19 protein-coding genes and 1 riboswitch are annotated in these 18514 nt (G+C 65.0%); of the genes, 7 read left to right on the forward strand and 12 right to left on the reverse strand.

From position 1 onward, the window contains the following. The first annotated feature begins 29 nt into the window (after positions 1-29). From GT613_RS05975 to GT613_RS05985, 3 genes are all read left to right on the forward strand, one after another. A complete protein-coding gene (locus GT613_RS05975) occupies positions 30-839 on the forward strand; it encodes an HAD family hydrolase (RefSeq protein WP_009608879.1) in 810 nt (269 codons plus the stop codon). A gap of 2 nt (positions 840-841) precedes the next feature. Next, on the forward strand, positions 842-1987 hold the full coding sequence (tgt, locus tag GT613_RS05980) for a tRNA guanosine(34) transglycosylase Tgt (RefSeq protein WP_009608811.1): 1146 nt from the start codon (positions 842-844) through the stop codon (positions 1985-1987). A gap of 171 nt (positions 1988-2158) precedes the next feature. Further along, complete coding sequence (locus tag GT613_RS05985; protein ID WP_009608893.1) at positions 2159-4855, forward strand: protein translocase subunit SecDF; 2697 nt, start codon at positions 2159-2161, stop codon at positions 4853-4855. Between the two features lie 47 nt (positions 4856-4902). On the opposite strand, the gene GT613_RS05990 is transcribed toward GT613_RS05985, so the two are convergent. Then, positions 4903-5874 (reverse strand): hypothetical protein, encoded by a 972-nt coding sequence (locus GT613_RS05990; protein WP_114516552.1) that lies wholly within the window; start codon positions 5872-5874, stop codon positions 4903-4905. A 153-nt stretch (positions 5875-6027) separates the two neighbouring features. After that, entirely contained in the window at positions 6028-6363 is a 336-nt protein-coding gene (locus GT613_RS05995; RefSeq protein WP_139019519.1) for a hypothetical protein, read from the reverse strand. 211 nt (positions 6364-6574) lie between these two features. Between GT613_RS05995 and GT613_RS06000 the strand changes: the two genes are divergently transcribed. Further along, the gene (locus GT613_RS06000) at positions 6575-6898 is read left to right on the forward strand and encodes a DUF1292 domain-containing protein (protein ID WP_009608865.1); all 324 of its coding nucleotides are present in this window, start codon (positions 6575-6577) and stop codon (positions 6896-6898) included. A 13-nt stretch (positions 6899-6911) separates the two neighbouring features. Here the strand turns inward: GT613_RS06000 and GT613_RS06005 are convergent, their stop codons facing one another. Beyond that, positions 6912-7106 carry a hypothetical protein gene (locus GT613_RS06005; protein WP_021410579.1) on the reverse strand — a complete coding sequence of 65 codons (195 nt, stop codon included), beginning with the start codon at positions 7104-7106 and terminating at the stop codon, positions 6912-6914. 135 nt (positions 7107-7241) lie between these two features. Between GT613_RS06005 and GT613_RS06010 the strand changes: the two genes are divergently transcribed. After that, positions 7242-7460 (forward strand): helix-turn-helix domain-containing protein, encoded by a 219-nt coding sequence (locus GT613_RS06010; protein ID WP_035577304.1) that lies wholly within the window; start codon positions 7242-7244, stop codon positions 7458-7460. A gap of 4 nt (positions 7461-7464) precedes the next feature. On the opposite strand, the gene GT613_RS06015 is transcribed toward GT613_RS06010, so the two are convergent. The 5 genes from GT613_RS06015 to GT613_RS06035 are packed head-to-tail and all read right to left on the reverse strand — an operon-like array spanning position 7465 to position 11202. Further along, on the reverse strand, positions 7465-7884 hold the full coding sequence (locus tag GT613_RS06015) for a pyridoxamine 5'-phosphate oxidase family protein (protein WP_009608799.1): 420 nt from the start codon (positions 7882-7884) through the stop codon (positions 7465-7467). A gap of 44 nt (positions 7885-7928) precedes the next feature. Further along, positions 7929-8723: an energy-coupling factor transporter transmembrane protein EcfT gene (locus GT613_RS06020; RefSeq protein WP_009608820.1), complete on the reverse strand. Its 795-nt coding sequence runs from the start codon at positions 8721-8723 to the stop codon at positions 7929-7931. Further along, positions 8716-9795, reverse strand: a complete 1080-nt coding sequence (locus GT613_RS06025) for an energy-coupling factor transporter ATPase (RefSeq protein ID WP_009608831.1) — start codon at positions 9793-9795, stop codon at positions 8716-8718. The genes GT613_RS06020 and GT613_RS06025 overlap by 8 nt, the downstream gene beginning before the upstream one ends. After that, on the reverse strand, positions 9771-10592 hold the full coding sequence (locus GT613_RS06030) for an energy-coupling factor transporter ATPase (RefSeq protein WP_114516553.1): 822 nt from the start codon (positions 10590-10592) through the stop codon (positions 9771-9773). The genes GT613_RS06025 and GT613_RS06030 overlap by 25 nt, the downstream gene beginning before the upstream one ends. Positions 10593-10596: 4 nt before the next feature. After that, positions 10597-11202, reverse strand: a complete 606-nt coding sequence (locus tag GT613_RS06035; protein WP_009608855.1) for an ECF transporter S component — start codon at positions 11200-11202, stop codon at positions 10597-10599. Between the two features lie 138 nt (positions 11203-11340). Next, positions 11341-11516: riboswitch (FMN riboswitch) on the reverse strand. Positions 11517-11713: 197 nt separating this feature from the next. Here GT613_RS06035 and GT613_RS06040 point away from each other — a divergent pair. Further along, entirely contained in the window at positions 11714-12211 is a 498-nt protein-coding gene (locus GT613_RS06040; protein WP_009304861.1) for an L-2-amino-thiazoline-4-carboxylic acid hydrolase, read from the forward strand. 104 nt (positions 12212-12315) lie between these two features. Further along, positions 12316-13764 carry a sodium:alanine symporter family protein gene (locus GT613_RS06045; RefSeq protein ID WP_009304860.1) on the forward strand — a complete coding sequence of 483 codons (1449 nt, stop codon included), beginning with the start codon at positions 12316-12318 and terminating at the stop codon, positions 13762-13764. Positions 13765-14046: 282 nt separating this feature from the next. On the opposite strand, the gene GT613_RS06050 is transcribed toward GT613_RS06045, so the two are convergent. From GT613_RS06050 to GT613_RS06065, 4 genes are all read right to left on the reverse strand, one after another. Further along, the gene (locus GT613_RS06050) at positions 14047-14736 is read right to left on the reverse strand and encodes a membrane protein (protein ID WP_009304859.1); all 690 of its coding nucleotides are present in this window, start codon (positions 14734-14736) and stop codon (positions 14047-14049) included. Positions 14737-14764: 28 nt separating this feature from the next. After that, positions 14765-15286: a cytochrome c3 family protein gene (locus GT613_RS06055; protein WP_009608839.1), complete on the reverse strand. Its 522-nt coding sequence runs from the start codon at positions 15284-15286 to the stop codon at positions 14765-14767. Positions 15287-15350: 64 nt separating this feature from the next. Continuing rightward, complete coding sequence (locus tag GT613_RS06060; protein WP_161172559.1) at positions 15351-17636, reverse strand: molybdopterin-dependent oxidoreductase; 2286 nt, start codon at positions 17634-17636, stop codon at positions 15351-15353. A gap of 13 nt (positions 17637-17649) precedes the next feature. Continuing rightward, the gene (locus tag GT613_RS06065) at positions 17650-18441 is read right to left on the reverse strand and encodes a 4Fe-4S dicluster domain-containing protein (protein WP_009608863.1); all 792 of its coding nucleotides are present in this window, start codon (positions 18439-18441) and stop codon (positions 17650-17652) included. Positions 18442-18514 lie beyond the last annotated feature (73 nt).

The following is an 18514-nucleotide window of genomic DNA, read 5'->3' on the forward strand; positions in this document are numbered from 1 at the left end:
ACCAATTCACCCGACCAAAGGATCGACGCATGGCATCTCGCACGTATCGCGCAATCTTCTTCGACTTGGACGGCACGCTGCTGCCCATGGAGCTGGACGAGTTCCTGGGCGCCTATTTCGAGGCCATCGCCGGCTTCGTCGCCCGGCAGGGACTGGACGCGAAGGCGTTCTCGGCCGGGCTCAAGGCGGGCATCGGCGCCATGGCGTCGCACGACGACGGCCGCACGAACCACGAGGCGTACTGGGAGGCGTTCTTCCGGCATGCCGATGCCGACGCGGTCGCGTGGGAGGAGCTGCTGACCGAGTTCTATGAGCACGAGTTCGGCGCTATCGGTGAGGGCTTCCAGCCCAACCCCGCGGCCGCGCGCGCCATCGAGACGCTGGCGGCGAAAGGCTACCCGCTGGTGCTGGCCACCATGCCCATGTTCCCGCGCCGCGCCGTGGAGTGGCGCCTGGCCTGGGCCGGGGTGGATGCGTCGAAGTTCGCGCGCATCACGTCGTTCGAGAACTCCACCAGCGTGAAGCCGAAGCTGGCCTACTACGCCGAGAACGTGGCGGCGTGCAGCCTTTCCGGCGACGACGTGCTCATGGTGGGCAACAACACAGTGGAGGACCTGGCCATCCAAGGGCTGGGCGCCGACGCATTCCTCGTGACCGACCATCTGCTCGATCCGACCGAGGGCTTCGATCTGGGCTCCGTGAAGCGCGGCACCATGGAGGAGTTCGCGGCCTGGGCCGAGTCGCTGCCCCCGTGCGCCGACCCCGCGCAGGGCGTCGAAGCCGGCATCGTGGCGGCCGCTGCGCGCGAGGCGGCGCTGTCCTTCGCGAAGGAGGGCTAGCCATGGCGCTGTTCGACTGCAAGATCCAAGCGACCAGCGGCCATGCCCGCGCGCTGTCCTACGAGACCGCGCACGGAACGTTTCAAACGCCCATGTTCATGCCGGTGGGTACCAGCGCCACGGTGAAGGGCGTCACCGCGGGCCAGCTGCGCGACCTGGACAGCCAGGTGGTGCTGGCCAACACGTACCATCTGTCGCTTCGCCCCGGCGCCGACGTGGTGGCCGAGGCCGGCGGCGTGCACCGCTTCATGAACTACGACGGCCCCATGCTCACCGACTCGGGCGGCTTCCAGGTGTTCAGCCTGGCCGACACGCTCAAGCTGGACGACGAGGGCCTCACGTTCCGCTCCATCTACGACGGCACGAAGGTGCGTTGGACGCCCGAGAGCAACATGGCCATCCAGGAGCAGCTGGGCGCCGACATCGCCATGCAGCTGGACCAGTGCACGCCGTACCCGTCCGAGAAGGCGTTCGTGGCGAAGGCCGTGGACCTGTCGGCCAACTGGGCGCGCCGCTGCCTGGCCGCGCACAAGCGTCCCGACCAGACGCTGTTCGGCATCGTGCAGGGCGGCATGGAGCTGGATCTGAGGCTTGAGTCCATCCGCCGCCTGCGCGAGATCGAGGACGAGAGCGCAGCCGCAGGCGGGCGCCGTTTCGGCGGCTTCGGCATCGGCGGCTACTCGGTGGGCGAGGACCACGAGGTGATGTTCCAGACGCTGGGCGAGGTTGCCCGCGCGTGCCCCGAGGATCGCCCGCGCTACCTGATGGGCGTGGGCAACCCCACCACGCTGGTGCGCGCGGTGCGCGAGGGCGTGGACATGTTCGACTGCGTGCTGCCCACCCGCACGGCCCGCATGGGCACGGCGTTCTCGTCGACCGGTCGCATGAACATGCGCAACGCGAGGTTCACGCGCGACTTCGGCCCGCTGGACCCCGCATGCACCTGCCCGACGTGCCAGAACCATAGCCGCGCCTACATCCGCCACCTCGTGAAGCAGAACGAGATGCTGGGCGGCATCCTGTTGTCCATCCACAACCTGCACTACCTCATCGACCTCATGCGCCGCGCCCGCGAGGCCGTGCTGGCCGACGCGTACGAGGAGTTCTACGAGCAGTGGATGGCAAGCTCCGCGGCGAAGGACTACTAAGGGACGAGATCGGGGAAGGGCACCGGGCTTTTCCCTGATCTTTTCAACACCCTTCCTTTCCCGTTCTCCTCGGTTGTGGCACAATAGGACAGTTAATGCGCAGAAGCCCTCGGCTTCGCGCGTCCAAGCATGCACGACAAGCGTACATAAGCGTACAAGGGAGAACGTCACATGGCGGCAACGCAGAAGACGACGAAGAAGAAACCCGCGCGGTCCACCGACCGGCGCAACATCTGGCTGCTCATCATCACGACCCTGCTGGTGTTGGGATCGGTCTTCATGTTCATGCCGCCGCAAGAGAAGATCAACCAGGGCCTCGACATCCAGGGCGGCCTGTCGGTGGTGCTCACGGCGAAGTCGACGGACGGCGCCGACGTGACCAACGACGACATGGAGAAGTCGCGCGCCATCATCGAGAGCCGCGTCAACGCGCTGGGCGCCTCGGAGGCCGTGGTGCAGGTGCAGGGCACCGACCAGATCCTCGTGCAGATCCCCGGCCTCACGAACACCGAGGACGCGCTGAACACCATCGGCAAAACCGGCAAGCTCGAGTTCGCGCGCCTCGACTCGTTCACCGACGAGGACGCGAAGACCAAGATCGAGAACGGCCAGTACGGCAACGAGGGCACGGTTTCCGACGACCTGGGCGTGCTGACGCTGCCCACGGGCGAGACGCAGCACCTCAAGGTGGAGGACGGCATGTACACGCCCATCGTTACCGGCGCGGACATCACGAAGGTGGACATCGGCAAGCCCTCCGAGACGTCCACCGACTACGCCGTGAACATCACGCTCGACGCGGAAGGCGCCAAGGCGTTCGCGGACGCCACGAAGGAGCTTGCGCCCACGAAGGGCAAGATCGTCATCATCCTGGACAACGAGGTGCAGTCTGCTCCCGCCGTCCAGTCCGAGATCCCCGACGGCAACGTGCAGATCACGGGCGGGTACTCGCTCGACGAGGCCAAGGCGATGCAGACCGTGCTGGAAAGCGGTTCGCTGCCCGTCAGCTTCGAATACGCCCAGAGCCAGACCGTGGGCCCGACGCTCGGCCAAGATGCGCTGGCGTCCGGCGTGCTGGTGGCGCTCATCGGCCTTGCGGTGGTCATGCTGTACCTGCTGTTCTTCTACCGCGGCCTGGGCCTCATCACCGCGGCGGCGATGATCGTGTTCGCGGTGCTGTACCTGGGCATCCTGGCCACGTTGTCGTCGTTCGGCCTGTTCAGCCTTTCGCTCGCGGGCATCGCGGGCATCGTGCTGACCATCGGCATGGCGGCCGACTCGTCCATTCTCACTATGGAACGCTTCCGCGAGGAGATCCGCATGGGCCGCAGCGTGCGCGCCGCGTCCGTGACTGGCGTGAGGCACGCCATCGTGACCTCCATCGATGCCGACCTCGTCACGCTCGTGTCGGCGCTGTCGCTGTTCTTCCTGGCCAGCGCGTCGGTCAAGGGCTTCGGCCTGACGCTGGCGTTGGGCATCGCGTGCGACATCGCCATGATGCTGCTGTTCAAGGCGCCGCTCATCCGTCTGCTGGCGCCGAAGGTCATTGCTCGCCATCCGGGCTTCTGGGGCATCAAGGACAGCCTGGCCGCATCGGAGGACTACGCGGCGCTCGCCGCCGCCGAGGGAACGAGCACGGCTGCGGCCGAAGCGGGCGAGGCCATCAACGCCGCCGAATCCGAAGAGGCCGCCCAGCGCGCCGAGGGCGCCGCGGGCGAGGCCGCTGCGCGTGCCGCGCGCAAGCCGCAGGGCAAGTTCATCAAGCACGACATCAACTTCTTGGGCCACCGCCGCGTGTTCTTGGGCGTGGCCGCGGTGCTGGTGTGCGTGTCGCTGGCCATCGTGGGCGTGAAGGGGCTGAACTTCGGCATCGAGTTCGTAGGCGGCACGTCGGTGTCGTTCCATAACACGGGCGACGTGAGCACCGAGCAGATGCGCACCGCGTTCGACGACGCCGGCGAGCCCGACGCCGTGGTGCAGACGACCACCGCAGACGGCGACCAGGGCTTCCTCGTGCGCACCACCACCACGAGCGCCGAAGAGGCCACGCAGCGCGCGAACCAGGTGGCGGACAAGCTGGGGCTGTCCACCGACAGCTTCGAGGTGACCACCATCGGACCCGACTGGGGCGCCAGCGTCATCCAGTCGTCGCTCATCGCGTTCCTCGTGTCCATCGTGCTCATCATCATCTACATCGCCATCCGCTTCGAGTACAAGATGGGCGTCACCGCCATCGTGGCGCTGCTGCACGACCTGGTGCTGGTCATGGGCGTGTACGCGCTGGTGGGCCGCGAGGTGAACCCGAACACCATCGCCGCGCTGCTCACCATCCTGGGGTACTCGCTGTACGACACGGTGGTCGTGTTCCACCGCATCAACGACAACATGCAGTCCGACGACATCAAGTGCACGTTCATGACGATGGCGAACCACTCCATCAACCAGGTGCTGGTGCGCACCGTCAACACGACGCTCACCTCGCTGATCCCCGTGCTGGCCATGCTGCTGTTCGGCGGCGAGACGCTGAAGGACTTCGCGTTCGCCATGGTGATCGGCCTGGTGTGCGGTTCGTACTCGTCCATCGCGGTGGCATCGCCCCTGTACGCGATGTGGAAGACGCGCGAGCCCCGCTACCAGAAGCTGGTGAAGAAGTTCGGGCCCGAGGTCGGCCGCTTCGAGTTCGGCAACCCGAACGCGATGGCGGCGGCGCTTTCCGGCAAGAAGGCCGTGAAGGCCACGGCCGCGGCTGCGTCCGCCGCGCCGGCGCCCGAGAAGCCCCAGGCCGAAGAGCCGCACGGCGCCACCGCCGCGAAGGCCGCGCCGAAGCCCCCGAAGGCCAAGCGCAAGAAGCGCCCCGAAAAGAAGTAGCGCCGAGCGGTCCCGGATATCCGGGACCGTTTTTTTGCCCGATCGGTCTAGTTCGAAACGGAGATGCGGCGTGCTTTCGTCCAGCTTGCTTTCAGGTCGTGCTCGGTGACGAGCGAGCGGAGGAGCTGTTCCCGTTCGCGAGGATTCCATCCTCGTTCGTCCCTGATGCGCACGTTCAGCATGGCTCCAACCTGATGAGCGATGCGGCTGAGCTTCCCGGCATCCATGACCTGCTCGCGCGTGGCGGTGATCGTCGTGATGCCCAAGGCGGTCAGATCGTTGCGCCGTTGGGCGTCTTCGGCGATGCGGGCGGATCCGGTGTGCTCCAAATCGCTGTCGTACTCGATGGCCACATTCGCCTCGGGCCAGAACAAGTCGCACAGGTAGTAGCGCTTGTCCGATGTGCCCCGACTGCCGCGTCGAGCTTCGATGCGGTAGTTCATGCGCGGAAGCGGAAGCCCGTAGCCTCCGAGGCGAAGGGGGAGGCAAAGAACGATGGCGAGGGCCGTTTCCATGGGCGAGCCGGAAGCGACCGCGATGTACCGAAGCGCTTTGCTGGCGACCGAGCAGCCGGCCATTCCCTCGCATCGGCGCAGGTAGGCTTCGAGCGCTCGGACGGTGGTGGGCGGCAGGACGCGCTCGTAGCCTGCTCGACCGTCGGGTTGCAGCGTGTAGAGCGCGCACAGCTCGTGACCCAGTTTCACCAGCTGGAGAAACGAAACGCGGCTCGCCATTTGGAGAAAGCACAGCTCCGGCGAGCAGAGGAGCAAGCCGTCGCTCACGCGAACGAAGGAGCCGCCGGGCAGCGCGTCGGAGCGCACATGGCACGAGGCGGATCGGATGGTGGCTGCGGCGCGCTTACCGGGTACTAGCAGATGCGTCGGATCGGACGTAAAGACGATAGCGCCTGTTCGCAGCTCCCGGACTTCGCGTGCGCTCGGCTTGCACGCGAGCGCTTCGCCTTCTCGGACGCTGCCGAACGCGAGCGCCTCGCGGTACGTGACGTCCAGGCGATCCATCGCCAGGATCGATGCGGTGTCCTCAACCTGGATCGACCCTGCCGGTCGATGCCGTTTGGAAATCGAAGGCCCGCCGAGCAGCGCGTCGAATCGTCCCGATCGCCAGCATTCCGTCGCGGTGGTATGTGAAAGGAAGATCGGCATGGTCGCATCCTAGTGTACGCGGAGGCTCGGATTGATGCCGCTTATTATACAAGCAAAAAGGTCATGGACAAAACTAGGGGCTTTTCCGTAGTTTTTCGTCCGATAACCGAATACGGGGAAATCGGAGATCGGATAATGCCTGATGAGGGGATCGAGCGTGAGGTTATACCTGATAAAGTATAAAGAATAGTCCCCATTTTTGTCCATGATGAAAACACTCATATAAATAAGGGCGGCTTCGAGGAGGCGCGGGGCGCATGAAGACGCGGTCGATGCCGGAATGCGAGTCGTCGCGAAGGGGGAGTGCGGCTGCTCGACGGCGGCCGCCGGGTCGTGGGCGGCCACGTCGATCCTCGTCATGGCCTCGGTTGAGAGGACCAGCCCGTCGCATCTGCCAAAAGCCGGGCGTGCATACGCAGCAGGAACTCATCGATCTGGTGGGGAACGGGCGCGGCTTCGTCTAACGCTTCTCTGTCGTCGGAGCCTTTGGATACGCGCGGCGTGGCGCTTGTGGTACCCTAACGCCAACGACCATGCGAGAGGTAAGGAGCACACGATGCGCGAAGGAAGCGCCCCCAATTTCTGCCCGCCGACCGAGGAGGGCATCACCCTCGTGTTCGAGGATGAGAGCGGTGATCGGACGGAGCTCGAGTTTCTCGGCCTCATCTTGCATAACGATCGCAGCTACGGCTTCTTCTTCCCGGTAACAGAGGACGAGCCCGTGGGCTCGTCCGGAGAAGTGGTGTTGCTTGAAGTGACCGAGCTCGACGAAGACGGTCAGCCTTCGGCCTTCGAGATCGTCGAGGATGAAGCCGTGGCGGCCGAAGTCTACGAGGACTTCCGCACCGCCACGAAGGATCTCTACGATTTCTCGGCGTAGGCTGCGCGCATCGCTATCGGCCGAGCGGGTCCCAGCCGCTGGGGGGCTTGACCCGCTCGGATTGGGCGATGGCTGCCACGTACATGATCTCGTGGTTGATCGCCTGCTCCAGGCGGCATACTTCCTCTTCTGTCTCGGCGTATTCGAAAATGCGCGCCGCCGTTCGTCTGATCGTGTCCATCAGTTCTTCATACTCGGTTCCGCTCATGTGCGACCTCCGGCGATCTTGCTCTCAAGCAATGACCCTCTCGATAAACTCATAGCACAAACCTCTTGTTTTATTGACGGTCTGTAAACTATAGTTTACGACTTTTCCTCCCGCCGGGACTAGCCTTTAACCGGCATGGAGAACACTTCACTAAAAACTCAGCTCGGAACCAATATCGCGAGGCTCCGCTCGGAAGCTAACGTGTCGCAAACTTCCTTTGCCCTCATGGTGGGCGTTAGCCGCAAGTACCTCATCGATATCGAAAGCGGGAAGGCGAACCCCACGGTCGACATGCTCGAACGCATCGCGGGAGGCCTCGACACTACCGTCGGTCGGCTCTTCGACGGGCTGTGAACCCCTAGCGTTCGAGATCGACGGGGTTCCAGCTACCGTCGATGTCGCACAGCCATGCCTCGGGTTCGCTCACGGTGAAGAACGTGAGCGTTTCGTCGCCCGGTCCCTCGTAGCTTTCGCCGAGCCCCGTCATATGCTCGTATCCTGCGCGACGCACGTCCTCGTTCGCCTCGTCCTTGAGGACGGCCTTGCCTCGCATGATAACCCAGCCGCTGCCCGGCTTCCAGGCGGTCAGCTCGAACTTTGGGTTGGCTTCCAGCTCGCGGTACACGTCTTTCGTGGTGGCGGTGCAGAACCAGATGTGCCCGTCCTGCACGGCGGCGAAGCTGAAGGGGCGCACGTGCGGCTGGTCGCCCTCGCACGTTGCCAGGTACCAGGCCGGGACGCTGGTCAGGTAGTCGACGATGGTGTTCGTTCCGTTCATGGGAGTTCCTTTCGGTTGGGAGATGGGGCGGTTTCGGGTCGATCTTACCAAGGGATGAAATTGGTTGCGATCACGCAGGCCAGCATCGCGACGATGACGAGGGTGCCGTTGCGATCGAGGCGCGTGAACGTTAGCGGATGCAGGCGCGTGCGGCCGATGCCGCCGTGATAGCAGCGCGCGTCCATGGCCGACGACAGCGTTTCCGCATGGCGGAACGCGCTGGTGAACAGCGGCACCATGAGCGATGCCAGCATGCGCAGGCGTCCCTTCGAGAAAGTGGCGCCGCGGCTGATCTGCGCGCGGTACACGGTTTGCAGCTCGAAGGTGAACTGGGGAAGGAAGCGCAACGCGATTCCCATCATCATGGACAGCTCGTGCGCCGGCACGCCGATGCGGCGAAAGGGGCGCAGCAGGTACTCGAACGCGTCGGTTATGTCGAGCGTTGCGGTGGTCAAGGTGAGCAGGCTCATGCCCAGCAAGAGCAGCAGCAAACGGCAGGCGATGAAGGCGGCCTGCCACAGGCCCGCCTCGCTGATGCGGATGATCCACCACTCGAACAACACGGCGCCGCCCTGCACGAAGAACACGTTGAGCAGCGCGGTGACCACCACGATGAACGCGAGCGGCGCGATGGACTTGAACGCCGAGCGCAACGGAATGCCCGCCAGCTTGAAGAATCCGAACACGAAAGCTGCGCATACCGCCAGCCCCCAAAACGACTGCGCGACGAACACCACGGCCATCAGCGCGAGCGCCAGCAGCAGCTTCGCGCGCGCGTCCATGCGGTGCAGCGGGCTCGTGCCCGGCCAGTAGCGTCCGATGACGGCGATGTCAGGCATGATGACGCTCCGAACGCCCACCTGCGGGGCGGGCGGTTCCGTCCGGAGCGGCTTCGCTCAGAAGCTGCGCAGCCTTCGCTTCGCCGCTCCGAACGGAACCGCCCTTGCCGGCGTCCGTCTCCGCTTGGGGATTGAAGGCGGCTGCGAGGTCGGTTGCGAGGGCTTGCGTGTTGTACAGCTTTTGGGGCAGGTTCACGCCTGCCTCGCGCAGTTCGCAGGCCAGCTTTTGGGGGGCGGGGACGTCCAGGCCGATGGCGCGCAGCTCGTCGCCGTGCGCGAACACCTCGGTCGGCGAGCCGAACGCGAACTGCCGGCCCTCGTTCAGCACGAGCACGCGGTCGGACAGGCGGGCGAGGTCGTCCATGCTGTGCGACACCATGACCACGGTCAGCCCGCCCGCATGCAGCTGGGCGATGAGGTCGAGGAACTCCTCGCGCGCCACGGGGTCGAGCCCGGCCACTGGCTCGTCCAGCACGAGGATGCGCGGCTCCATGGCCAGCACGCCCGCGAACGCCACGCGGCGCTGCTGGCCGCCCGACAGCTCGAAGGGGCTCTTGTCGCCCAGCTCGACGATGTCGAGGCGCACGCTTTCCAGAGCGGCTTCCACGCGGCGATCAACTTCGTCGGCGGGAAGCCCCAGGTTGCGGGGACCGAACGCCACGTCCTCGCGCACGGTGGCGGCGAACAGCTGGTACTCGGGATACTGGAACACGAGCCCCACCTTGCCGCGGCAGGCCTGCGCCGCGCGCTTGTCGGCCAGATCCTGCCCGTCCAGCAGCACGCGCCCGCGCGTGGGATGCACGAGGCCGTTCATGTGCTGGATGAGGGTGCTCTTGCCGCTTCCCGTATGCCCGGCGATGCCGAGGAACTCGCCGTCGTCCAGCGCGAACGTGATGTCGCGCAGCGCCCAGACGGCGTCGGGGTCGGCGCCCCAGGCGGGTTTTCCGTGTTCAAGAGAAGGGGGATTTTCGATCACGCCCGCCTCGCGGCGGCGCTTCACGCGCGACTTCCGCTTCTCCTGGCGGGCGGGGTCGGCGTACGAGTAGCTTACGCCTTCGAAAGCAATCGGCACAGCTCCTCCTTCAACGTGGTCGTCTCGATGTGCATGCCCACGGGCACGCCGCGCCGCTGCAGCTCCAGCGACAGCTCGGCGGCTAACGGCAGGTCGAGGTTCAGCCGTTCCAGCAGCTCGGCCTGTACGAGCACGTCCTGAGGCGCGCCGTCGCAGGCTACGTGGCCGTCTTCCAGCACGATGACGCGGTCGGCCTGCGCGGCCTCCTCCATGAAGTGCGTGATCATGACCACGGTCATGCCGCGGTCATGCAGCTCGCGGCACACGCGCATGAGACCCTTGCGCCCGCGCGGGTCCAGCATGGCCGTGGCCTCGTCCAGGATGAGGATGGCGGGCTCCATGGCCAGCACGCCGGCGATGGCCACGCGTTGCTTCTGCCCGCCCGACAGCGCCGCGGTCTCGCGCTTGTCGAAGCCCTGCAGCCCCACGTCGGCCAGCGCGTCGGCCACGCGCTGGCGCAGCTGGTCGGTGGGCACGCCCAGGTTCTCGGGGCCGAAGGCCACGTCGTTTTCGATGAGGCTTGCCACCAGCTGGTCGTCGGGGTTCTGGAACACCATGCCGGCGTTGCTGCGGATGAAGTAGGTGGAGCGCTCGTCGCGCGTGTCGCGGTCGAGCACGGTGACGCTGCCCTCGTCCGGCACGAGCAGCGCGTTGACGTGCTTGGCCAGCGTCGACTTGCCCGATCCGTTGCCGCCCAGGACGCACACGAACTCGCCCCGCTCGATGCGTGCGTCCACGCCGTCCAGCACGAAGCGCTCGCCGTCGTACGTGAAGCCTGTTCCCTTGAACTCGATCATGCGGCTAGCGTCCCTTCACCTGCTTCTTCTTGGGCGTGATCAGATTGGAGATGCTCTTGTACACGATGAGCGTGAGCACCGCGTTGATGCCCGCCTTCGCGAGGTTGAACGGGGTGAGGATGGGCAGGATCATGGCCACCACCGCGTCCAGCGGCACGCCCAGCCACATCGGCGTGATCACGAGGTTGCCCAGGATGGCCATGACGGTGGCGGCGACGGCGCTCAGCACGAGGCCGATGACGCCGCTTTTGAACGTGCGCGAGCGGCGGTACACCAGCGCGGCGGGCAGGATGAAGCCGGTGACCACGAGGATGTTCATGATGGCGCCCGAGAAATCCGCCATGAGGATGCCGTGGATGATGGCGCCCACGTAGCCCACCGCGAGGCCGGCGGCCGGCCCGAAGGCGAAGCCGCACACCATGGCGGGCATGGCCGAGGCGTCGTATTTGAGCCATGTGACGCCTGGTAGCAGCGGGAATTCCACGAACGACAGCAGCACGCCGATCGCGCACATGAGCGCCATGGTGACGAGCTGGCGGGTGTCCCACTTGTTGGTGTTGGTGAATTCGTACGTGTCCTGGGCGTTCGTGCCCGGTGCGTTGCCGGTCATGGCAACCCCTTTCTCTTTGCAGGCCATGACGTTCGGGTCAGGTTTTCCGGCCTAAAGAGAAAACGAGCCCGTATGAATTCCTTCCATACAGGCTTCTTGGGGTCCGCGCCGATGCGCGCGAGGCGCGGGCGACGCGGATCTCTGCCTCTTCCATCCGGACTATACCGTTGGTTCCGGGATCCAACCGGAATCAGCCTGCAAACGCGATCCCTATCGGGGGCGCTTGCAGGGTCGCGGACTCCCGGCTCGCTCGGCGTTTCGCCGACGGCCGGATTACCGCCAGTGAGGAATCGCACCTCGCCCTGAAACAGAATCCATGCGCTGCATTGTAGCCGCCTTGTTGCCGTATGGCAACCGTGCAGCGCAAAGCAGGGGGACAATGCGCAGGTTTTGTGGGTTGGGCGGCCGAAAGTGCCGAGGCGGAGCTTCGCGCCCGCGCGCCTCGTGCGAACTCCTCGCATGCCGTATAATCGTTGCGACGAAGAGGGAAGCGCCGGAAAGGGGAGACGTCATGGCAAGCAAAGTGGTCAACGAGCCGCGCATCAAGAATCCGCTCATCAAAGCCATTCGCGAGCTGTTGGAGCATCGAGCGCTGTGGCTGTACCTGCTCACCGACGAGGCGGCGAAGGCGGGCGCCGACCCGGCCGCGTTCGCTCCGGCGGCGGTGAAACGCTGCGGGCTGTTCCAGGGCGCCGAGCTGGTGGCGAAAGGCGGCGGCACGAACAGTCTGAAAAGCCTCAAGAAAGGCCTGTTCGGCAAGCCGGCGCAGATGGTGTTCGAGATGGATGTCAAAGACGTGCAGGACGACCGCTTCGAGTTGGAGTTCCACTACTGTCCGCTCGTAAAGGCGTGGCAGAAGCAGGGCTGCACCGACGAGGAGATTTCCAACCTTTGCGACTGGGCCATGTGCGGCGACCGCGGCATCGGCGAGGCCTACGGCTGCGAGCTCGACCTCCCCAAGACCATCGCCCGCGGCGACGACGTCTGCCACCTCATCTACCATCGCTGAAGCGAGCCGTCAAAAGCGTCGTTGCGCGCGAGCGGGTAACCGTTTGTGGACGGCAGGCGTTGTTTTTCCTGATCGGGCGAACTCCGGGGTAGAATAGCGGAATTATGTTCGAACTACTCAACACCATCGACGCATTCGTATGGGGCCCCGCGATGATCGCGCTTCTGCTGGGGTCGCATCTGTTCTTCACCTTCAAGACGGGGTTCATCCAGCGCAAGCTGCCGATGGCCATCAAGCTGTCGCTATCGAGCGACCCGGAGGGCAAAGGCGACATCAGCCACTTCGGCGCGCTGGCCACGGCGCTGGCGGCCACCATCGGCACCGGCTCCATCGTGGGCGTGGCCACGGCCATTCTCGCGGGCGGGCCGGGCGCGGTGTTCTGGATGTGGATCACCGGCGTGTTCGGCATCGCGACGAAGTACGCCGAGGTGTACGCGGCCGTGAAGTACCGCGTGCGCGACCACAACGGCGCCATGCTGGGCGGTGCCATGTATATTTGGGAGCGCGCGTTCAGGCGCAACGCCGAGGGCAAGCGCGATCCCAGCCCCGGCGGGCATACCCCCTGGTGGGCGAAGCTCGGCGCTGTGGCGTTCGCCGCGTTCGCGGCCATCGCGGCCATTGGAACTGGTTCGGCCGTGCAGGCGTCGGCCATGTCCGGCATCATCACCTCGAACGTGGACGTGCCCGCGTGGATCGTCGGCGTGATCATCGTGGTGCTGGTGTCGGTGGTCATCTTCGGCGGCGTGCAGTCCATCTCGAAGGTGTGCGAGCGCCTCGTCCCCATCATGGCCGTGGCCTATGCGGGCGGCTGCCTCGTCATCCTCGCGTTCAATTGGGCGCTGGTCGGCGACGCGCTGGGCCTTATCCTGGAATGCGCGTTCACTTCGAAGGCCGCGTTCGGTGGCGCCGTGGGCTCCGGCATCATGATGGCGCTGCAGTTCGGCTGCGCGCGCGGCCTGTTCTCCAACGAGTCGGGCCTGGGCTCGGCGCCCATCGTGGCGTCCGCGGCTTCCACGCGCAACCCGGCGCAGCAGGCGCTTGTGGCGATGACCGGCACCTTCTGGTCCACCGTGGTCATCTGCGCGCTCACGGGCATCGTGCTGGTGTCCACGATGCTGGCGAACCCCGATATCGCCTCCGACATCCTGGCGAATCCCACCGTCTACTCCGGCGCGATGCTGGCCAGCGAGGCGTTCTCGAAGATCCCCTACATCGGCACGCCCATCCTGGTGCTGGGCATGGTGGCGTTCAGCTATACCACCATCCTGGGTTGGTCGTACTATGGAAACCGGTGCATCACGTATCTGTTCGGCCGTTACGCCATCCGCCCCTACCAGGTGGTTTACGTGGCCGTGGCTTTCCTCGGCGCCATCGGCGTGGGCGACATAGTGTGGACGATCTCGGACATCGGCAATGCGCTGATGGCCATTCCCAACATCGTGGTCGTGCTGCTGCTCAGCGGCATGATCGCGCGCGAGACGCGCCACTATGTCTACGACGGCAACCTTGACGAGCCCGATGACGCGCCCATCCCGCAGCTGGAAGGGAAGTAGCTCAGCCGAGGCTCGGTGGCGCATCCCCCCTCCTTTTTTTGGGCGCGAATCGGCATCTATGGCAATGTGCGCCGATACGTTTCGCGATACGTCGCCTGAAGAAATCTCGCCATCTGGGGTTTTGAACCCTATCGTTGCCTGATGCCGTGCGAAGCGGATGCAGAAATTGCCATGAGTGCCGATTCGCGCCCAGGTTGGCAGCGCGGCCCTCCTGCATGGATGTGCGAGAGCCGTCCTTTCGCGCCCGGCTTCGAGCGCGCTCGAAGCCGGGCGTTCGAAGTGTTACGACGTTGAGGGTCGCGTTCGCTTCGCACGCAGGTGCGTTGCCGTGCGCAGCACAACGTAGACCAGCATGACCGCCGTGTACGCGGCGATGCTGAACGCGGCTTTCTGCCCGCTCGAGGAAACGGTAGGCGCCAGCACCAGCACGAGGTGCACGTACGTCAGCCCGAAGAACGCGTAGGCGGTTTTCTGCAAGCGCTTCCACGCATCCGAGTTCATACGGGTTTTCACCGTGTTGAACGACGTGACGGTGAGCGCCGCCAACAACACGATGAGCAGGCTGGACACGATGAACGACGCGATCATGCCCGCCGACATCCCCGCGAACCCCGACAGGATGTCGGCCAGGTACGTGCCCAGGTAGTTCGCCACATGCCCGATGGTGAAAATGGCGGCGATGATGGACAGTTCGCCTCGGATGGGCATGAGCATTTGGCGCGCCTTCGATCCCTCGGGCAGCGCTCCGACGTACATGACGAGCGCGAACAGGGAGAACCCGAGCAGGCAGCGCGTGAGGTACGGGTACACCGCGGCGGCGAACTCTCTCGACACGCCGAACAGCACTCCCGACAGGAACAGCACGTCGGCGGCTGCGGCTACGATGTAGAACGACACGGCGTAGCGCTTGATCTGCTTGCGCAGCGCGAAAGCGAACAGCACGCTGATGACGATCGCCAGCAACACCTCCATGAGAACCTCCTTTCCAGCCTTGCGGCCGCTATCGAACGACCCAGCCGGCAGGGACGTCGGCGTCGCTGTGGCACTGCGCGCACTGCATGACCGATGCGGTGTGCGACTTGTGGCACGTGCCGCACGCCAGTTCCTCGTGGTAGTTGCTATGCGGGTTGTACTCCCGTTGCGCGGTGATCTGCGCGAGGCTGCCCTGTCCGATAGCGTGGCATGAACCGTTCATGCAGAATTCGTCGTCGAACTGCCGCTGTTCGAGCGGCAGTTCGTAGCCTCCTGCCACCCATGCAGCGCCTTCGGCCAGCTGTTCGCCGAGCGTGGGCACATGGCAGTCGAGGCAGCTGACGTCTGCAACGCGATGCGAGGTCGCCAGCAGCGTCGCATCGTCGGCGTAGTAGGCTTCCACGTACGAGTCCATCGGCGTGTGGCAGACGGCGTTGCAGAAGCTGGGCTGCTCGTGCCATATCCAGAATCCCGTGCCGGCCGCAACGATGACCACCGCCGCGACGCCGAGCGCAACGAGCCCCTTGCGGCTCTTTTTCCGTTCTTCCATGGTTCCTCCTTGGAGCCCCGCCCGCACGGAACGCGGTACAGGCGGGGCCGTTTCCGTTGGCTGGCTATTGGCTGACGAGGCGTCCCTTGCCGGTGGCCTCGACTTCGCACAACCCGCACCTGAACGGCGGAAAGCCGGTGATGGGATCGAAGTCCCGCGTGGTCAGGGGGTTCACGTTCGCCTGGTGCCATCCGTGAAAGATGTCCACCATCCCGGCGTGCACGAGGTTCGTCACCTCGGCCTTCATCTCTATCTCGTTCTGATGGTTGAACACGCGTACCATGTCGCCGTCGCTGATGGAGCGATCGCGCGCGTCTTGAGGGTGCAGGCGTACGACGGGTTCAGGCATGAATTGGTTGAGCCAAGGGATCTCGCGCAGCTTGGAATGCGTGTAATAGGGCAGGCGCGAGCCTGCGTTCAGAACGAGCGGGTAGCGCTTGTCCTCCTCGGTGGGCGCGTAGGGGGTGTGCACCGGCTCCTCGTACACGGGAAGCCCCTCGTAGCCGAAACCCTTGAGGATCTCTGAGTCGAACTCCAGCTTGCCGGACGGCGTGTTGAAGCCGGGCTGCCCGTCCTTGCGCAGCTTGCCGCTGGCGTGCTTGCCTTCTTCGTTCTTGTTGCCGGGAATCTCCAGGCCCTCGGGGTTGGCGCGTAGGTCATCCACCGTGACGTCGAGGCCCGCCGTCTGCAGGATGTTGTCGAGGGCCGCTTCCACGTCGCCGCCGAAGCACTGCTCCTCGTAACCCAGCTTGCATCCCAGATCGAGCATGATCTTCCAGTCTTCGCGCGCCTGCCCGGCAGGCTCGACGCACGGTTCGCGGAAGAACAGCTTGCGGCCGTAGGCGGCGAAGGGGGCCATGCGCTCGTGGCACATGGCGGCGGGCAGCAGGATGTCCACGTAGTCGTGGGTCCAGGGGCGCTCGTAGTAGTCCACGGCGGCCACGAACTCCAGCTTGCCGAGGGCTTCCTGGTAGCGGTCCGATTCGGGCCAGATCATCACGTTGCTGGCCACGAGGATGGCGGCCTTGATCTTCCCCTCGTCTATGTACTCGGGCAGGCGAGCCGTCTGGAAGTGCTTGGTGAACGATACCCAGGCGGGGAAGTCGTCCTTATCGACTCGCTTGTCGGCGAATCCCTGTTCGGCGTAGATGTCTTCGGCGCGGAACTTCGCGGTTGACGCGCTCACGTCGAGCGGCAAGCCGCCCGAGGCGAACATGACCCCGCCCTTCTTCTCGATCATGCCCATGAGGGCGGGGATCATGAACACGGCGCGCAGCGCGTGCCCCACGTTCGAGGAATGGGCGAGCCCTGCCGAGCTAGTGACCAGCGTGCTGGGCGCGTTTTCGGCCAGCAGGTGCACGGCCTCTTCCAGCTTGGTCGCGGGCACCCAGGTGATCTCCTCGACTTTCTCGGGCGGATACTGGGCTGCCAAGTCGGCGAGGCCTTCGTAGCCGTGCGTCCATTCCTCGACGAACTGCTTGTCCACGAGCCCGTCGCGGATGAGGATGTTGATGAACCCGAGGGCGAGCGCGCCGTCGGATCCGGGCCGCAGCTGCAGATGGATGTCGGCGAGGCCCATGACCGTGGGCGTGATGCGCGGGTCGACGATGACGAACTTGCAGCCGCGCTCTTTCTGATCCATGAACTTCGCGTGGCGGTTCGGCTGCGACCAGGCCGCGTTGAGGCTCCAAATCATGCAGCTGCCGGTGTCGTCGGTGGGGTCGGATCCCGACGAATTCTGACCGCGTCCGTACACGAGCTGGGACGTGATGTTCGTGGCAGTCGAGCACAGCGAGCTTTCAAGTCCGTATGTGGAGCTGCCGAACAGCGTTGCGACGCGCTGGATAGGCGGGCGTGGCTCCTTGGGGTCGCCGCAGTAGAACATCACGGCATCCGGGCCGTCGGCGTCCTTGACGCGGTTGAACTCGCTTACGATGGTGTCGTAAGCCTCGTCCCAGGTGATGGGCTCCCATTGGGACTGCCCGGTGCCCTTGGGATTCGTGCGGCGCAGCGGCGTCTGCAGGCGCTTGGGGTCGTAAAGCTCCTGGATGCTTGCCAGGCCCTTGGCGCAAAGGGGCGTGGTGGGATGGGGCGTTCTCGATTCGACGCGCACGATCTTGCCGTCCTGGACGTACGCGGTCATGCCGCACTTGGGAACCTGATTGCACATGTCGCAGTACGTGTAGCGTTTCTCGACAGGGGCATCGGGGTCAACTGTGCCCTCGGCGTGCGCGATGTCGAAGCTGAACGCGCTGGCCAGCGCGCCTCCGGCGGCCAGGGCGGACGCGCCCTTCACGAACGAGCGGCGGCTGATGGTGTGTTGCATCGCTGTTTCGTCAATCGTAGTCATGAGTGCGCCCTCCTTATTCGCTCTTCGCTTCGGTTTTGGCTTGCGCTTTCGCCTTGTCCTTCGACTTCTTCACTCCGACGCCCACGCCCACGCCGACCGCGGCTACCGCGACGACGCCCACCGTCGCTGCGACAGGGTCGATGCCGGGCGCCGCTTTCGAACTTTCTGCGAAAGCGCCTCCTGCGGCCGTGGGCAGCAGGTCTTCGTCCATGCCGTTCATGGGCACGTAATAGAACGATGTCTCGTCGACGCGCACGGCATCGCCTAGGGCGATGCGTTTGCTCACGTCGCTTTCAGGGTCGTCGAGATCGCCGAAGAAGCGTGCGTGCGCAGGGCAGTTGAGCACGCAGGCAACCGGAAGCCCCTCCTCTGCGCGCTCATGGCAGAAGATGCATTTCTCGACGACGCGCGAGCGCTGGACGCCGTAAGCCTCGTAGGGCGCTTGAGCGTACTCGTCGAAATAATTGCCCTTTCCTTCGTTGAGCACGCGGGCGCCGTAAGGGCACGCGGACATGCAGTAGCCGCAGGTGATGCACGCGTCGTAATCAACGATGACCACGCCGTCGTCGAGCTTCTGGCTGGCGCCGGTCGGGCAGACCGATACGCATTCAGGATTTTCGCAGTGCATGCAGGCGTGCGGAAGGTAAGCGCGTCCCGCCTCGCCTGCGGCCTCGCCCCATTCAACCGTGTCGAGCTTCACCCAGGATACGCCCGGGCTCTGGTTGTTCTGCAGCTGGCATGCCACGACGCACGCCCCGCACCCTGCGCAGCGCTTGAGGTCGATGAGCATTCCCCATTTCGTCATACGTGACTCCTCTCCTCGATGTCCCCGTGCCCTGCGCCTCGGTGCGGCGCAGGACGTTACGAATACTCTGGCA

Origin of the sequence: Eggerthella sp. BIOML-A4 (genome assembly GCF_009875575.1) — a bacterium.
In the GTDB taxonomy this organism is placed as follows: domain Bacteria; phylum Actinomycetota; class Coriobacteriia; order Coriobacteriales; family Eggerthellaceae; genus Eggerthella; species Eggerthella lenta.